This is a genomic window from Ideonella aquatica (assembly GCF_018069755.1).
Taxonomy (GTDB): Bacteria; Pseudomonadota; Gammaproteobacteria; order Burkholderiales; family Burkholderiaceae_C; genus Ideonella; species Ideonella aquatica.
Map to the genome: position 1 here is coordinate 27747 of NZ_JAGQDE010000031.1, position 14439 is coordinate 42185.

At 73.1% G+C, this 14439-nt stretch carries 15 protein-coding genes; 5 read left to right on the forward strand and 10 right to left on the reverse strand.

The window, feature by feature from the left end; genetic code table 11:
* Positions 1 to 8: 8 nt before the first annotated feature.
* Positions 9 to 569, reverse strand: a complete 561-nt coding sequence (locus KAK06_RS21540; RefSeq protein ID WP_210804221.1) for a GbsR/MarR family transcriptional regulator — start codon at positions 567 to 569, stop codon at positions 9 to 11.
* A 140-nt stretch (positions 570 to 709) separates the two neighbouring features.
* Here KAK06_RS21540 and KAK06_RS21545 point away from each other — a divergent pair, with 140 nt between their 5' ends.
* The gene (locus KAK06_RS21545) at positions 710 to 2209 is read left to right on the forward strand and encodes a toll/interleukin-1 receptor domain-containing protein (protein ID WP_210804223.1); all 1500 of its coding nucleotides are present in this window, start codon (positions 710 to 712) and stop codon (positions 2207 to 2209) included.
* Between the two features lie 25 nt (positions 2210 to 2234).
* On the opposite strand, the gene KAK06_RS21550 is transcribed toward KAK06_RS21545, so the two are convergent.
* The 3 genes from KAK06_RS21550 to KAK06_RS21560 are packed head-to-tail and all read right to left on the reverse strand — an operon-like array spanning position 2235 to position 4266.
* Positions 2235 to 3074 (reverse strand): cupin domain-containing protein, encoded by an 840-nt coding sequence (locus KAK06_RS21550; RefSeq protein ID WP_210804224.1) that lies wholly within the window; start codon positions 3072 to 3074, stop codon positions 2235 to 2237.
* 52 nt (positions 3075 to 3126) lie between these two features.
* Positions 3127 to 3843: an RNA polymerase sigma factor gene (locus KAK06_RS21555; protein WP_210804225.1), complete on the reverse strand. Its 717-nt coding sequence runs from the start codon at positions 3841 to 3843 to the stop codon at positions 3127 to 3129.
* Positions 3844 to 3864: 21 nt separating this feature from the next.
* On the reverse strand, positions 3865 to 4266 hold the full coding sequence (locus tag KAK06_RS21560; protein ID WP_210804226.1) for a cupin domain-containing protein: 402 nt from the start codon (positions 4264 to 4266) through the stop codon (positions 3865 to 3867).
* A 135-nt stretch (positions 4267 to 4401) separates the two neighbouring features.
* Here KAK06_RS21560 and KAK06_RS21565 point away from each other — a divergent pair, with 135 nt between their 5' ends.
* Positions 4402 to 4866, forward strand: a complete 465-nt coding sequence (locus tag KAK06_RS21565) for an SRPBCC family protein (protein WP_210804227.1) — start codon at positions 4402 to 4404, stop codon at positions 4864 to 4866.
* Here the strand turns inward: KAK06_RS21565 and KAK06_RS21570 are convergent, their stop codons facing one another.
* The 6 genes from KAK06_RS21570 to KAK06_RS21595 form a co-directional block, all read right to left on the reverse strand.
* Positions 4867 to 5655 carry an alpha/beta hydrolase gene (locus KAK06_RS21570; RefSeq protein ID WP_210804228.1) on the reverse strand — a complete coding sequence of 263 codons (789 nt, stop codon included), beginning with the start codon at positions 5653 to 5655 and terminating at the stop codon, positions 4867 to 4869.
* A gap of 75 nt (positions 5656 to 5730) precedes the next feature.
* Complete coding sequence (locus KAK06_RS21575) at positions 5731 to 6696, reverse strand: AEC family transporter (protein WP_210804235.1); 966 nt, start codon at positions 6694 to 6696, stop codon at positions 5731 to 5733.
* 8 nt (positions 6697 to 6704) lie between these two features.
* Positions 6705 to 7721: a phosphotransferase family protein gene (locus tag KAK06_RS21580; RefSeq protein ID WP_247653040.1), complete on the reverse strand. Its 1017-nt coding sequence runs from the start codon at positions 7719 to 7721 to the stop codon at positions 6705 to 6707.
* Positions 7722 to 7731: 10 nt separating this feature from the next.
* Entirely contained in the window at positions 7732 to 8499 is a 768-nt protein-coding gene (locus tag KAK06_RS21585; protein WP_310741137.1) for an SDR family oxidoreductase, read from the reverse strand.
* Entirely contained in the window at positions 8496 to 9662 is a 1167-nt protein-coding gene (locus KAK06_RS21590; protein WP_210804238.1) for an acyl-CoA dehydrogenase family protein, read from the reverse strand. The genes KAK06_RS21585 and KAK06_RS21590 overlap by 4 nt, the downstream gene beginning before the upstream one ends.
* Positions 9663 to 9684: 22 nt before the next feature.
* Entirely contained in the window at positions 9685 to 11421 is a 1737-nt protein-coding gene (locus KAK06_RS21595; protein ID WP_210804231.1) for a 2-hydroxyacyl-CoA lyase, read from the reverse strand.
* Between the two features lie 124 nt (positions 11422 to 11545).
* Here KAK06_RS21595 and KAK06_RS21600 point away from each other — a divergent pair, with 124 nt between their 5' ends.
* Genes KAK06_RS21600 through KAK06_RS21610 form a run of 3 tightly spaced genes read left to right on the forward strand, consistent with a single transcriptional unit; the run spans position 11546 to position 14204 of the window.
* On the forward strand, positions 11546 to 13096 hold the full coding sequence (locus tag KAK06_RS21600) for a class I adenylate-forming enzyme family protein (protein ID WP_210804232.1): 1551 nt from the start codon (positions 11546 to 11548) through the stop codon (positions 13094 to 13096).
* A gap of 56 nt (positions 13097 to 13152) precedes the next feature.
* Complete coding sequence (locus tag KAK06_RS21605; RefSeq protein WP_210804233.1) at positions 13153 to 13821, forward strand: GntR family transcriptional regulator; 669 nt, start codon at positions 13153 to 13155, stop codon at positions 13819 to 13821.
* On the forward strand, positions 13818 to 14204 hold the full coding sequence (locus tag KAK06_RS21610) for a VOC family protein (protein ID WP_210804234.1): 387 nt from the start codon (positions 13818 to 13820) through the stop codon (positions 14202 to 14204). Before KAK06_RS21605 ends, KAK06_RS21610 begins: the two co-directional genes overlap by 4 nt.
* The last annotated feature ends 235 nt before the right edge of the window (positions 14205 to 14439 follow it).

Consider the following 14439-nt stretch of genomic DNA (forward strand, 5'->3'; position numbering starts at 1 on the left):
ATGTGTCCTCAGGGGTTGCGGGCGGCCTTGCCCTGGAGCCGGTCCTTCAGCGCCAGCACGCGCTGCACCTGGGCGCCCATCTTCATCAATTGGCCCAGCGTGGCGGCGTCCAGCTTCTGCACGTCGTCGAACCAGGTGGTCATCAGCTCGATCAGGTCATGCATGCCCTTCATGCGCTGCTGGGCGTGGCGGTCCTCGTCGGTGGTGGGCTCTTCCAGCAGCGCATTGCGCAGCATCGACAGCGTGGGCTCGATCTCGCGGCGGCGGCGCTCCTCGGCCAGCGTGCGGAACACCTCCCAGGCGTCGCCCGGCGCCTCGAAGTACTCGCGCCGGTCACCGGGCAGGTGGCGCAACTGCACCAGGCGCCAGGCCTGCAGCTCCTTCAGGCCCATGCTGACGTTGCTGCGGCTGAACTCCAGGTGCTCACCGATCTCGTCGGCGTTCAGCGGCCGCTGCGACACATAGATCAGCGCATAGATCTGGCCGACCGTGCGGTTGATGCCCCAGCGGCTGCCCATCTCGCCGAAGTGGGACACGAAGCTGCGGACCAGGGGCGACAAACTTGACATGCGGCAAGTCTGCTTGAATTTTCAGAAATTTGTGAAAATTCAGAAAATGACCCAGCTGCCCACCGGGTTGATGACGCATCGCGCCGGATGCGGTGGACGTCGGGCGGGCCAGCGGCGCATCATGGCCCGCTGCCGCGACCATGCCTGCCGACGACCGCCCCTCCTTTGCCGCCTTCATCAGCTACCGCCACGTTGAGCCCGACCGCTCGGTGGCGCGCTGGCTGCATGGCGCGCTGGAAACCTACCGCGTCCCGTCGCCGCTGGTGGCGGCAGGGGTGCGCGAGCGCCTGGGGCGGGTGTTCCGCGACGACGAAGAGCTCGCCGCGTCGACCGACCTGAGCGCTGCCATCGACAGCGCGCTGCGGCGTTCCGACGCGCTGGTCGTGGTGTGCTCGCCGCGTACGCCGGGCTCGCACTGGGTCAACGAAGAAGTTCAGCGCTTCCGAGCGCTGGGTCGCGGCGATCGCATCTTCACGCTGCTGATCGAGGGCACACCCACCGAGAGCTTTCCGGCGGCGCTGGACCGCCAGCACGCCGAGCCGCTGGCCGCCAATCTGTCTCCGGTGGAAGGCATCGCACCCCGCGAGACCCGGCGCTTGGCCCTGCTCAAGCTGATGGCCGGCCTGCTGAGCCAGGGCCCGAACGAGGTGCGTCTGGACGACCTGCGCCGGCGCGACGAGGAGCGGCGTCGGCGCCAGTGGGCTCGCCTGGCCATCGGCGCCGCGCTTCTGGCCGTGGTGTTCGCCGCACTGACGGCGGTCGCGCTGTTGCAATGGCAACGCGCCGAGCGCGAGCTGCGCGTGTCACGCGCGGAGCGCCTGGCCGCCATCGCGCAGCTGGCCTTGGCGCAGGCCACCGCGCCCGAGGTGGCCGACGGTGACCTGCGGCCCGACATCGAACGCAGCGCCTTGCTGGCCCTCGAATCGCTGCGCCTGCACCCCGGCCTGGCGGCCGACGCCGTGCTGCGCCGCGCGCTGCATGCGCAGGGCGACCGCCTGGCCGCGGTACTGGCCCCTGGCGAGCGGGTGACCGGTGTGTCGTCCGAGGGCCAATTGCTGCGCGCCGCCGGGGACGACGCCGACACGGTGCAGGTGCCCGAGGACACGCTGCTGGCGCACAGCGCCGACCGCCGCTGGTGGCTTCGGGGCTCGGACGAGCACACCGGTGGCGGCGTGGTCCAGACGGCGGCGCTCTCGCCCGCGGCCAGTGGCCCCGCGCTGGCCTGGCTGCCCCATGAGTGGTTCATCCAGCGGGCTGCGTTCACCCAGGATGGCCGCTGGCTGGTGACCGTCACCGGTGCCGCCAGCGCCGATGCTGCTTCGCCCGAGGCGACGGCGCTGGTCGGCCACACGCTGCGTGTCTGGCAGGTGGACGACCAGCGCGAGCACACCCGCGTGTCGCTGGCCGCCGAGGGCGGCATCCACGGGGTCTGGATGGACCCGGGCAGCGAGTGGCTGGCCACGCTGAGCCGGGTCGGTGAACGCCGCCTGGTGCGCCTGTGGCCCGTGCGGCCCGAGCGCCTGCAGGCCCTGGCCTGCGAGCGGCTGAGCCGCAACCTGTCGCCGTCCGAGTGGACCAGCTTCGTCGGCGATGGCGCGCCGCGCGCCACCTGTCCGGGTCTGCCGGTGATCAGCGAGTGAGCCGCCCGCCAGCACGGCGGCGGCTTCAGCCGGTGAAGCGCAGGTCCAGGTCGCCGTGGGCGTAGATCACCACGCCGGTGTCGGTCTCGGTGATGCGGTGGCCGGTGCCCGCCGGCGCCAGCTGGTAGTCGCCTTCCTGCAGCAGCAGGTCGTCCAGGAACAGCTCGCCCTGCACCATCAGGCATTCCTCGTCGTGGCCGTGGCTGTGCTGCGGCACCGACGCGCCGGGCTCGGCCAGGTAGAGCAGCGCCGCCTGGCCCTGGTCCTGCCACAGCACGCGGCGGCAGATGCCCGGTGCGTAGGCCGGCCAGCCGGCCTCGGTGTCGCGCACGGTCAGCGGCTGGCCCAGGCCGGGCGCAGGCAGCTGGGATTCGCGCAGAAAGAGCAGCGCGCCTTCGGCGCTGTGCACCGCCTCGGCGGCCCAGCCGGCGGGCGTGGCGCGGTAATCGCGCAGCGCCAGCGGGGTGTCGCCCACCTGGGCGCTGCCGCGCAGCAGCAGCCATTCGCGGTGCAGCGCCGGGTCCGGCCCGCGCCAGCGGGCGCCGGGCGCCAGCTCCACCAGGCATGCGCGCAGCGGCTCGCCCGGGCGCAGCGGCCGGTCGCTGGGCGCCGCGTACAGCGTGCGCAGCGACACGCCCGCGGCGGGCTGCTCGGCGGCCAGCTGGTGCAGGCGCGCGGTGACCATCGCCGCCGAGGCGGCCTTGGACGCGGCCAGCCGCGCCTGCAGCCGGCTGCGCAGGGGCTGGGCCGCGCCCGGTTCGGCCGACCAGGCGCTGGCAAAGGGCTCACCCAGCAGCGGTGCCAGCGCGGGGTCGATCGGGTCGGGCGCGGGGAGGATGCGCGGCGGCGGAAGGCGGGAGGCCATGGCGGGAGTGTCCTGAAGCGTGAAGTGTCGGTGGTGCGTGGGGTGGTGGCAGTCAGGAGGCCAGCAGGCGCGTGCCCGCATCGCCCAGCGCAGCCCGCAGCGCCTGCAAGGCGCGCCAGATCTGCGACTTCACCGTGCCCAGCGGCAGGTCCATCTGGTCGGCGATCTCCTGGTGGCTGAGCCCGCGGAAGAACGACAGCGACACCAGCTGGCGCGGCTGCGCCCCCAGCCGCATCAGCGCCTGGTGCAGGTCGGCGTGGTGGCGCGCCAGGTCCAGCAACTCGTCCTGCAGCGGCAGCTCGCCGGGCAGGTCGGGCGCCTCCTCGTCCAGCGGGTCGTGGGCGAAGCGGGCCTCGCGGCGCAGCGCGTCGATCGCCCGCGAGCGCGCCATTGCCAGCAGCCAGGTCAGCGCCTTGCCGCGCGCGGGGTCGAAGCGCAGCGCCTGGCGCCAGACCTGGAAGTAGGCGTCCTCCACCACCTCCTCGGCCAGCGCGGTGTTGTGCACGATGCGCCGCACCAGACCGTAGACGCGCGAGAAGCTGGCGTCGTACAGCGCCACCAGCGCGCGTTCGTCCTGCTGCGCGATGGCGGCGATCCAGGCGGCCAGCTGCTCCTCGGTGGCGGTGGCGGCCGCACCGGCGCGGGCCAGCGCAGCGCCGGACGCGGCCGCATCCAGATCGGCCGCCGCCAGGTCAGCCGGGTCGGGCCAGTCGTCGTCCAGCGGCGGTGCCTGGGCTTCTTCGTCGGGCGGCCTGGTGGTCATGCTCATGCGGCAAGCCTCTCGATGCGGCTACAGCAACTGGTCCGCCTGCGGCACCGCGCCGCGCAGGAAGATCGTGGCCCCGGTGTCGGTGCTGATCGTGGCATGCAGCGCGCCGCCGTGGGCCAGGTGGTAGCTGCCGGGCCCGAAGGCCGGCAGCGTGCCGACGCGCAGGCAGCCCTCGATCACGATGCACTCCTCGTCCTGCGGATGCCGGTGGGGGGGCAGGCGGGCCCCCGGCGCCAGGCGCAGCAGGTAGGACAGCACCTCGTCCTGCTCGCGCAGCACCTTGATCTGCACGCCGTCCAGGAACGGCTGCCACAGGCCCTGGTCCAGCGGCACCGTCAGGTGGCTGGCGTCGGCGTCGGCCACGCGCTCCATCAGGCGCTGGCGGATCTGGCGGGGGCGGCCGCGGGCATCGGTGGGGTCCATGGCGCTCCTACGGGGCAGGGCGGCGTCTGGATTCAAGGCCGAGTTCGGCGTGGGGTCAAGCGGGCGGACCCGCTGAGCATCCGGTCCGGCGCGCGCCGCGTATGCCGCACTGCACCCCCCCACTGATGGCCGGCCATGCCCAATCGCCACCCCCTTGACCTGGTCAGCCACTGGCGGCTGCAGGCGCCCGTCGAGCCGGTCTGGGCCGCCCTGGCCGACCCCAGCGGCTGGCCCCGCTGGTGGCCGCAGGTGCGGCAGGTGCGCACGCTGCGCGAGGGTGGGGCCGACGGCGTTGGGCGCGTGTGCGGCATCACCTGGACGACCCGCCTGCCCGCCCGCCTGATGATCGAGGTGGAGGCGATCGAGCGGGTGCGCCACCAGCGCCTGCGCGGCCGCACACGCGGCCCGCTGGACGGCGAAGCCCTGTGGCTGCTGCGCAGCGAGGGTGGCGCCACCCATCTCACCCACGTCTGGCGGGTGCACCTGGTGCGGCCCTGGATGCGCTGGCTGGCGCCGCTGATCCGCTGGCGCCATGCCCGCGTGATGCGCGCCGGTGAGCGTGGCCTGCAGCGCCACCTGCAGACCCCGCCGCGCGCCTGACTACGGCGCCGACAAGGCCCGCGCCAGCACCGCCTGGTAGCTGGCAAAGCGGTGCACATCGTCGTGCGCCGCGCCCGGGATCACGACCAGCCGCGCCTGCGGTGCCTGCTGCGCCAGCGCCTGGTCGCTGCGCAGCGGGTAGCGCAGCAGGGCCGAGGGCACCCAGGGGTAGTGCTGCGCGGCCAGCGCCTGCATGCTCTCGTAGGGCGACACCAGCACGGTCAGCGCCGGCTGGTGCTGCGCCGCCCAGGCCGCCGCCAGCCCGCTGCCCAGCGAGCGGCCGTAGACGATCACCCGCAGCCCCGCATAGCGCGCCGCCACCGACTGCCACACCGCCTCGACATCGGCCTGCAGCTGCGCCTGCGATGCAATGCGCCCGCTGCTCTTGCCAAAGCCGCGGTAGTCCATCATCACCAGGTCCAGATTGGCGCGCCGGTAGGGGCCGCCGTCGGTGAACCACTCCTTCAGGTGGCCGCTGTTGCCGTGCAGGAAGAACACCACGCCGTCCGGCCGCGGCCGGCGCAGCTCCAACACAGATATCCGCGCGCCGGGCACCTCCACGAAGCGCTCGCTGACATCGGGCTCACGCGACAGCGCCACCGTGTCGGCCAGCGGCACCGGGTGGAACAGCAGCCGCTCCTGACCGAACCACAGCGCCACCAGCGCCAGCACCCACAGCAGCCCGCCCAGCAGGGCCAGCGCAGCCAGCAGGCCGGCGCCGCGCCGCAGAGCGGGTGGCCAGCGGCCGATGCGGGTGGTGGCGATCGTGGGTGTGACGGTGGGCGGCATGCAGGGCTCCGGGGCAGCGCCGGGCGGCGCATCGTGGCATACGCTGGGGGCGCCCGTCTGGATGCACCCCGCCCATCAACGCCCCATGCCCGGCTGCAGCCAGGCGACCGCCATCGCAAAGCTGGCGAAGGCGCCCACGGTGCTGACCAGCACCACCTGCGCCAGCCGCCCCGGCTCGGCCCCGTACCGCCCGGCCAGGATGGGCACGTAGCTGGCGCTGGGCAGCGCGGCCACCAGCACCAGCACCACCGCGGCGAACGGGTCCAGCGGCAGGCCTGCGGCGCGCGCCGCCCAGCCGGCGGCCAGCACCACCAGCGGGTGGACGATCAGCTTGAGCGCCACGACGTCCCAGGCGGCCGGGGGCCGTGGCGCGCCCGGCGCGCGCTGCATCGGCCCACGCGCCAGCATGCCGCCCAGCGCGAACAGCGCCACCGGCGACGCGGCATCGGCCAGCAGCTCGACGATGCGCCACACCGGCGTGGGTGGCCGCCAGCCCAGCGCCGACAGCAGCGTGCCGCCGGCAATCGCCCAGGGCAGCGGGTTGACCGCCATGCCGCGCAGCGCGCGCGCCAGCGCCGGCCGTACGCCACCCGGGTGACCCAGCTGCGACAGCGCAATGCACAGCGAACTGGTCAGCACCATGTCCAGGGCCAATGCCACGATCGACGGTGCCGCGGCCCGTGGCCCGAGCAGCGCCACCAGCAGCGGCACGCCCATGAAGCCGCTGTTGGGGAACACCGCCAGCAGCGTGCCGAAGGCGGCATCCGGCCAGCGCTGCCCTTGCAGCCGGGCCAGCGCCACCGCCAGCGCGCTCATCAGCGCCGCACAGCCCAGGTAGACCGCCACCACCGCGCCGTCCAGCAGCTGGGCGATCGGCGTGACCGCGCTGAAGCGCAGCAGCATGCAGGGCAGGGCGAAGAACAGCACGAAGCCGTTCAACCCAGGGATCGCCTCCAGCGCCAGCAGGCCGCGGCGCGTCATCCACCAGCCGGCCAGCACCAGGCCGAAGAAGGGCGTGGTCACGCCCAGGATGCCCAGCAGCGTGGACATCAACCGCGCACCTGGCGCCAGCCGGCCTCGGCCATGCGGCGCGCGCGGGCGCCGGTGGCCTGGGCATCGGCGGCGGCGGCATTGCCCTGGCGCGCGCGCGCCAGGATGCCCTGCAGGATGGCCGCCATGCGGAACATGTTGAAGGCCATCAGCCAGTCCATCGTGGCCGCGTCGGGGCCGGGCCGGCCGCCCAGGTAGCGCGCCAGGTGCGCGGCCTCGTCGGGAATGCCCAGCGCGGCCAGGTCGTGGCCCTTCAGGCCGCGGAACTCGTCGGGCGCGACGCGCCAGGCCATCAGGTGGTAGCTCAGGTCGGCCCAGGGGTGGCCCAGCGTGGACAGCTCCCAGTCGATCACCGCCAGCACGCGCGGCTCGGTGGGGTGGAAGATCAGGTTGTCCAGCCGGAAGTCGCCATGCACCAGCGCGCCGGGGTGCTCGTCCAGGCCGGCGGGCAGGTGGGCCGGCAACCAGTCGATCAGCGCCTCCATCGGCGCGATGTCCTCGGTCTGGCTGTCGCGGTACTGGCGGGTCCAGCGGGCGATCTGCCGCGACAGGTACTGCTGTGGCTTGCCGTGGCCGCTCAGGCCGGCGGCGGCCACATCCACGCGGTGGATCGCGGCCAGCGCGTCGGCCATCGCCGCATAGACGGCGGCGCGTTCGTCAGCAGCCATTCCGGGCAGCGCCGGGTCCACGAAGACGCGGCCGTCCACCAGCTCCATCACCACGAAGGTGGAGCCGATCACCGTATCGTCCTCGCACAGCGCCCACATGCGCGGCACCGGCACGCCGTGGCCGGCCAGCGCCGCCATCACGCGGTACTCGCGGTCCACCGCATGGGCCGAGGCCAGCAGCACGCCCGGCGGCTTGCGGCGCAGCACCCAGCGGTGCGCGCCGGCCTCCACCCGGTAGGTCGGGTTGGACTGGCCGCCGGCCAAGGTGGACAGCCTCAGCGGGCCGTCGAATGGCGCCACCTGGGTGCGCAGCCAGTCGGCCAGGCGCTGTTGCTCGTCGGGGCTCATCGCGGGTCCTTCACAGGCTGCCCACCAGGTGCCCGCCATCAACGGCCAGCACGCTGCCGGTCATGAAGCGGCCGCCCTCGCCCGCCAGCAGCAGCAGCGGGCCGTCCAGGTCGGCCGGCGTGCCAAAGCGCTTCTGCGGGATGCGTGCCATCAGGCGCTGGCCGGCCGGGCTGGCCAGGAAGTCGCGGTTCAGCTCCGTGGCGATGTAGCCCGGCGCCAGCGCGTTGACGCGAATGCCGTGGGGCGCCAGCTCCAGCGCCATGGCCTTGGTCAGTTGCAACCGCGCGGCTTTCGAGGCGCAGTAGGGCGCCACGCCGCCGGCCACCCGCTCGCCGGTGATCGACGCGATGTGGATGATGCCGCCGCCGCGCCCCGCCGCCGCCAGCCGGCGCGCGGTCTCCTGGCCCACCAGCCAGGCGCCCTTGAGGTTGGTGTCCAGCACCCGGTCGTAGTCGGCCTCGGTCTGCTCCAGCAGCGGCCGGGACACCGCCACGCCCGCATTGCAGACCAGCAGGTCCGGCACCGCGCGCCAGGCGGCGATGGCACCCAGCGCATCGCGCACTGACGCCGCATCGGTCACGTCCATCGCCACCGCGAAGGCGCTGCCCCCAGCCGCGGCGATCTCATCGACCAGCGCCGCCAGCCGGTCGGTGCGCCGCGCGGCCACCACCACCGCTGCGCCGGCCGCGGCCAGCGTGCGCGCGAAATGCCAGCCCAGGCCGCTGGAGGCACCCGTCACCAGCGCGGTGCGGCCAGCCAGAGAAAACAGATCGCTCACGCCGGCAGCCCCTTCATGATGCGCTTGGCCAGGCTCCAGCGGTGCACCTCGGACGGGCCGTCGTAGATGCGGAAGGCGCGCATGTCGGCGAAGATGCGCGCCACCACGGTCTCCGACGTGGTGCCCTGCCCGCCCAGCACCTGCACGCAGCGGTCGGCCACGCGCCACACGGATTCCGAGACGATCACCTTGGCGCGGCTGGACTCGGCCAGTCCCAGCTCGCCCTGGTCCAGCACCCACGCGGCCTGCCAGGTGGTCAGGCGGGCCAGGTGCAGGTCCATCGCGTTGTCGGCCAGCATGAAGCCCACGCCCTCGTGGCGGCCGATCGCCTGGCCAAAGGCCTGGCGTTCGCGCGCATAGGCGCTGGCCACCTCGTGCGCGCGGCGCGCCGCGCCCAGCCAGCGCATGCAGTGCGTCAGCCGCGCCGGCGACAGCCGCACCTGCGCGTAGTGGAAGCCCTTGCCCACCTCGCCCAGCACGTCGTCGCGGTGCACGCGCAGGCCCTCGAAGCGCAGTACGCCATGGCCGCCGGGGAAGCAGCGGTCCAGCGTGTCCATGTTGCGCTCCAGAACGATCCCGGGCGCGTCCATCGGCGACAGGAACATCGTCGCCCCTGCCCCCGGCACCATCGCCATGATGATGGCCACGCCCGCGCCGTCGGCGCCGGTGATGAACCACTTGCGGCCATCGATCACGAAGTGCTCGCCGTCGGGCCGGGCGGTCGTGGCCAGCATCGACGGGTCGGAGCCGGCGCCCGGTGCCGGCTCGGTCATCGCAAAGCACGAGCGCAGCGTGCCGGCTGCCATCGGGCGCAGCCAGCGTTCCTGCTGCGTGGGTGTGGCCACCTCCTGCAGCAGGTGCATGTTGCCCTCGTCGGGCGCGAACACGTTCAGCGCCACCGGGCCCAGCAGCGAGGTGCCGGCCTCTTCAAACACCACCGCGCGCTCCACATGGCCCAGGTCCAGGCCGCCAAAGTCGCGCGCGACGTGCGGCGTCAACAGGCCGGCGGCGCGGGCGCGGGCCACCAGTTCGTCGCGCAGCGCCGGCTCGGGGCCGTGGGCGCCCTGGCGCGGGTCGGCTTCGAGCGGAATCACCTGCTCGTCGATGAAGCGGCGCACGCGCGCCTGCAGTTCGGCCAGCGCGGGCGGAAGGGAAAAGTCGATCATCGGAGGTCCTTGCAAAGCATCAGGAAGCGGCGCGCCAGCGCGCCTCGGCCTCGTCCCAGGCGGCCAGCGGTTGCAGGTCGGGCACCCAGGCCAGGCCGGACTTGGCGTCGGATGATGCCGCCTCGGGCGTCACCACCACGTCCAGCAGCGCCGGGCCGCCGGCATCCAGCGCGGCCAGCGCGCGGGCGATGGCGGCGGGCAGGTCCTCGGCGCGCTCCACCCGCTCGCCGTGGGCGCCCAGCGCCCGCGCCAGCATCGCGTGGTCGGCAAACTGCAGGTGCGTGCCCACCACCTTGCCATGGGTCTCCTGCTGGTCGCGCACCTCGATCGCCCAGCTGCCGTTGTTGGCCACCACCACCAGCACCGGCACGCGGTGGCGCACGGCGGTGTCCAGCTCCATCGCGTTGAAGCCGAAGGAGCCGTCGCCGGTGGCCACCAGCACCCGCCGGCCCGGGCAGGCCAGCGCCGCGGCCACGCCAAAGGGCGTGCCCACGCCGATGCAGCCCAGCGAGCCGGGATCGAGGTAGGTGTCGGCCGGCAGGCCCACACGGGCGAAGCTGAGGAAGTCACCGCCATCGGCCACTACCACGGTGTCGGTGGGCAGGGCCTCGCGCAGCGCGGCGATCACGCGGTTGGGGTGCATGCGGCCGTCGCGGCCGGCGGGCGCGGCGGCCATCGTCTGCAGCAGCTTGGTGGAGCGGGCCACGTGCTGCTCGCGCAGGCCGGCGGCCCAGACGCGGTCGGTGGCGGGGGCGCGCTCGCCCGCGGCCTGAAGCAGCGCGCGCAGCGCCTCGGCCGGGTCGGCCAGCAGCTCGGCGGCGCCGCGGCGGTTGTCGCGCAGTTCCGCGGCGCAGTCGGCGATGCGCACGAAGCGCGCCTGCCCAAACACCGCGGGCGAGCCATAGGCCAGCTGGAAGTCCAGCCGCCGGCCCAGCGTGAGCACCACATCGGCCTGCTGCATCACCGCGCCGCGCATCGCGGCCACCACGCCGGGGTGCGACTCGGGCACCAGGCCGCGGCTCTCGCCGGTGTCCAGGTAGACGGCGCCCAGGCGGTCGAGCAGCGCCACCAGCTCGGGGCCGGCGCGGCGCGCGCCGCGGCCGCTGATCACCAGCGGGCGCTTGGCCGACCACAGCACATCCACCGCGCGCTGCACCGCGGCCTGGTCGGGCCCGGCCACGGTGGCGGGCGGCGGGTTGAACAGCTCGGGCAGCTGCACCGCGGGCGAGACCCGCGCGCGCAGCACATCCACCGGCACGTCCACGAACACCGGGCCGGGCTCGCCGCCCTGGCCCAGCGCGCGGGCCACGGCCTCGTCCAGCGCGCTCAGCAGCAGGTCGGGCTCGCGCACGGTGCGGGCGAAGCGGGTGAGCGGTGCCACGAAGGCGCAGTGGTTCATGTCCTGCAGCGCGCCGCGGTGCTCCTGCGCCCGCGGCGGCGTGCCCGACAGCACCAGCACCGGTGCCCGCGCCACATGGGCGTTGGCCAGGCCGGTCATCGCATTCGTCACGCCGGGGCCGGCGGTGACCAGGGCCACGCCCAGACCGCCGGTCAGCTCGGCGTGGGCGTGCGCCATGTAGACGGCGGCGCGCTCGTCGCGCACGTCGATGATGCGGATGCCCTCGGCGTCCAGCCGCATCCAGGTGGGCATGATGTGGCCGCCGCACAGCGCGAACACGCGGTCCACGCCGCGGGCCTTCAGGAAGCGGGCGATCAGCGCGGCGGCGCTGTCTTCAGTGACGGTGGGAGTGCTCATGGTGGGGCCCTGTGGAACGGTCCCCGGACTGTAGCACTCTGAATTCAGAGTGCAAAAGCCAGGGATTCCCCGAATGCATTTTGAATTCAGAGTTCGGAGAATCGCACCATCGACGGAGAAGCCCATGAACCACCTGCTGACCCTGGCCGACGCCGTGGCCACCCACGCCCGCCTCACCCCCCACAAGCTGGCCGTGCGCGACTCGCGCCGCAGCCTGAGCTACGCCCAGTGGCACGAACGCGCCTGCCGCCTGGCCAACGCCCTGCTGGGCCTGGGCCTGGCCAAGGGCGACCGCGTGGCCCTGCTGGCGTACAACAGCGCCGAGTGGATGGAGCTGTACGCCGGCCTGGCTGCCGCCGGCCTGGTGGCGGTGCCCATCAACTTCCGCCTCACCGCGCCCGAGATCGCCTACATCGTGCAGCACGCCGAGGCCCGCGCGCTGATTGCCCAGGACGAGCTGACCGACCGGGTCGACCCGGTGCGCGCCGAGCTGCCGGTGCCGGCCGACGGCTACATCGCCTTCGGCCCCACTCTGCCGGCCGGCTGGCGCAGCTACGAGGGCCTGATCGGCGCCGCCCGCCCCGCCGCCCCCACGGTGGCCGTGGCGCCGGGCGACCCCAGCGCGCTGATGTACACCTCGGGCACCACCGGCAAGCCCAAGGGCGCGATCCGCAGCCACGAGGGCAGCACGCTGATCGCGCTGGCCACCGCGCTGGAAATGCGCTTCACGCGCGACGACACCGCGCTGCTGGTGATGCCCATGTGCCACGCCAACTCGCTGTACTTCAGCCACACCTTCGTGCACCTGGGCGCCACCTGCGTGATCGACGACCGCCGCAGCTTCGACCCCGAGGCCCTGCTGGCCACGCTGGCGCGTGAGCGCATCACCTTCACGTCACTGGTGCCCACCCACTACATCATGATGCTGGGCCTGCCGCCCGAGGTGAAGGCGCGCCACGACGTGAGCCGGGTGGAGAAGCTGATGATCTCGTCCGCCCCCGCGCGCAAGGACACCAAGCTGGCCATCCTCGACCACTTCCGCAACGGCCAGCTCTATGAGCTGTACGGCAGCACCGAGGCCGGCTGGGTCACGCTGCTGCGCCCCGAGGAACAGATCGACCGCCTGGGCTCGGTGGGCCGCGAGTGGGCCGGCTCGGGCGCCATCCGCCTGCTCGACGCCGATGGCCACGAGGTGCCCGACGGCGAGGTGGGCGAGCTCTTCTCGCGCACCGCCTATGTCTTCGACGGCTACTGGAAGAACCCCGAGAAGACGGCGGAAGCCTTCCGCGGACCCTGGTGCTCGGTGGGCGACATGGCCCGGCGCGACGCCGACGGCTACATCCACCTGGTCGACCGCAAGAGCAACATGATCATCAGCGGCGGCGAGAACGTCTACCCGTCCGAGGTGGAAAGCGTGCTGGGCGCGCACCCCGCCATCAAGGACATCGCCGTGGTGGGCGTGCCGCACGACAAGTGGGGTGAGGCCGTGCACGCCGTGGTGGTGCTGCATCAGGGCACCGCCCTCACCGAGGCCGAGCTGCTGGACTGGTGCCGCCCGCGCATGGCCGGCTACAAGCGGCCGCAGTCGGTGCGCTTCGTGAGTGAGGAACAAATGCCGCGCACGGCCACCGGCAAGATCCTGCACCGCCTGCTGCGCACCCCCCAGGCCGCCTGAGCCGCCACAGACCCAGACCGCTACACTGGCGTGGCATTCCGGATTCGGCATTCAACATGAAGCCCCTGACCACCCAGCCCAACCTTGTCGAGCAGGTGCGCGACGCCATCCTCGAGGAAATCGCCGCCGGCCATTTCGCGCCCGGCGACCGCATCATCCAGGAGCAGCTGGCGCAGGCGCTGGGCGTGTCGCGCCAGCCGGTGCAGCAGGCGCTGGTGCTGCTGCGCAACCAGGGCGTGCTGCATGACGCCCCCGGCCGCGGCCTGCTGGTGGCGCCGCTGGACCCCAACCACGTGCAGCACATGTACGACATCCGCGCCGCCATCGAAGGCCTGGCCGCCCGCCGCGCCGCCGAGCTGGGCGCCGAGCGCGCCGCCAAGGCCGGCCCCGCGCTGATCGAGGCCGGGCGCAAGGCCGTGGCCGCGGGCTCGGTGGCCAAGCTGATCGCCGCGGACATGAAGTTCCACGAGTTCATCTACGGCCTGTCCGGCAACCCGCTGATCGCCCCGGCCCTGGAAACCCACCTCACCTACACCCAGCGCGTGATGGGCGAGGTGCTGATCCGCGACGAAAAGCCGCGCGACATCTGGGACCAGCACGCCGAGATCCTGGACGCCATCGCCACCGGCAACGGCGACCGCGCCGAAGCCCTGGTGCGCGGCCACCTGCTGCAGGCCGCCCAGTTCATGGTCAACCGGGTGCGCGCCAAGACCGCCACACCATGATGCTGCGCGCCGTCGAGTCGGTCATCTTCTTCGTGGCCGACATCGACGCCGCCGCGGCCTGGTGGGCCGACCTGCTGGGCAGCACGGTCGGCCACGAGAACCCCCAGTTCGCCTTCGTCCGCGGGCCGGGCGGCGTGGTGCTGGGCTTTCACCCGGCGGACGCCAAGTGCCCGGGGGGCATTGGCGGCACCACCGTTTACTGGGAAGTGGACGATCTGGATGTGGCGGTGAAGGAACTGCAGCGCCGAGGGGCGCGGCTGCACCGAGGACCGATGCGCACGGACTTCGGGGCGGGGGTGGCGATGATGGTGTGTCCGTGGGGGTGTACGGTGGGGTTGAATCAGGCCACCGAGGAGTCGACGGCGGCAATCGGGTCTGATTGAGCGCCGCCTACAGACTGGGGACGGACATTCTTTTCTCGGCGGCGAGTGTCAGCGGCCGCCGTAACTGGACATTCGACTTCGGCCGCGGCGTGCGACCGCAATGGCCAGGTGGACTAAACCGCTCTCGCGGTAGGCGACCTCGATGCGTTGAGACGGTGGTCGCGGCATTGGGTTGTGCGAAGTTGAATAGCGAGGCGATTGGCCTCGTTGATCAACGGAGCTGCAACCATGGACA

Coding starts and splice junctions, on each gene's coding strand:
- KAK06_RS21605 (WP_210804233.1), top strand. CDS start 13,153: ATGAAGCCCCTGACCACCCAGCCCAACCTTGTCGAGCAGGTGCGCGAC.
- KAK06_RS21595 (WP_210804231.1), bottom strand. CDS start 11,421: ATGAGCACTCCCACCGTCACTGAAGACAGCGCCGCCGCGCTGATCGCC.
- KAK06_RS21545 (WP_210804223.1), top strand. CDS start 710: ATGCCTGCCGACGACCGCCCCTCCTTTGCCGCCTTCATCAGCTACCGC.
- KAK06_RS21565 (WP_210804227.1), top strand. CDS start 4,402: ATGCCCAATCGCCACCCCCTTGACCTGGTCAGCCACTGGCGGCTGCAG.
- KAK06_RS21600 (WP_210804232.1), top strand. CDS start 11,546: ATGAACCACCTGCTGACCCTGGCCGACGCCGTGGCCACCCACGCCCGC.
- KAK06_RS21580 (WP_247653040.1), bottom strand. CDS start 7,721: ATGAGCCCCGACGAGCAACAGCGCCTGGCCGACTGGCTGCGCACCCAG.
- KAK06_RS21540 (WP_210804221.1), bottom strand. CDS start 569: ATGTCAAGTTTGTCGCCCCTGGTCCGCAGCTTCGTGTCCCACTTCGGC.
- KAK06_RS21560 (WP_210804226.1), bottom strand. CDS start 4,266: ATGGACCCCACCGATGCCCGCGGCCGCCCCCGCCAGATCCGCCAGCGC.
- KAK06_RS21550 (WP_210804224.1), bottom strand. CDS start 3,074: ATGGCCTCCCGCCTTCCGCCGCCGCGCATCCTCCCCGCGCCCGACCCG.
- KAK06_RS21570 (WP_210804228.1), bottom strand. CDS start 5,655: ATGCCGCCCACCGTCACACCCACGATCGCCACCACCCGCATCGGCCGC.
- KAK06_RS21610 (WP_210804234.1), top strand. CDS start 13,818: ATGATGCTGCGCGCCGTCGAGTCGGTCATCTTCTTCGTGGCCGACATC.
- KAK06_RS21555 (WP_210804225.1), bottom strand. CDS start 3,843: ATGAGCATGACCACCAGGCCGCCCGACGAAGAAGCCCAGGCACCGCCG.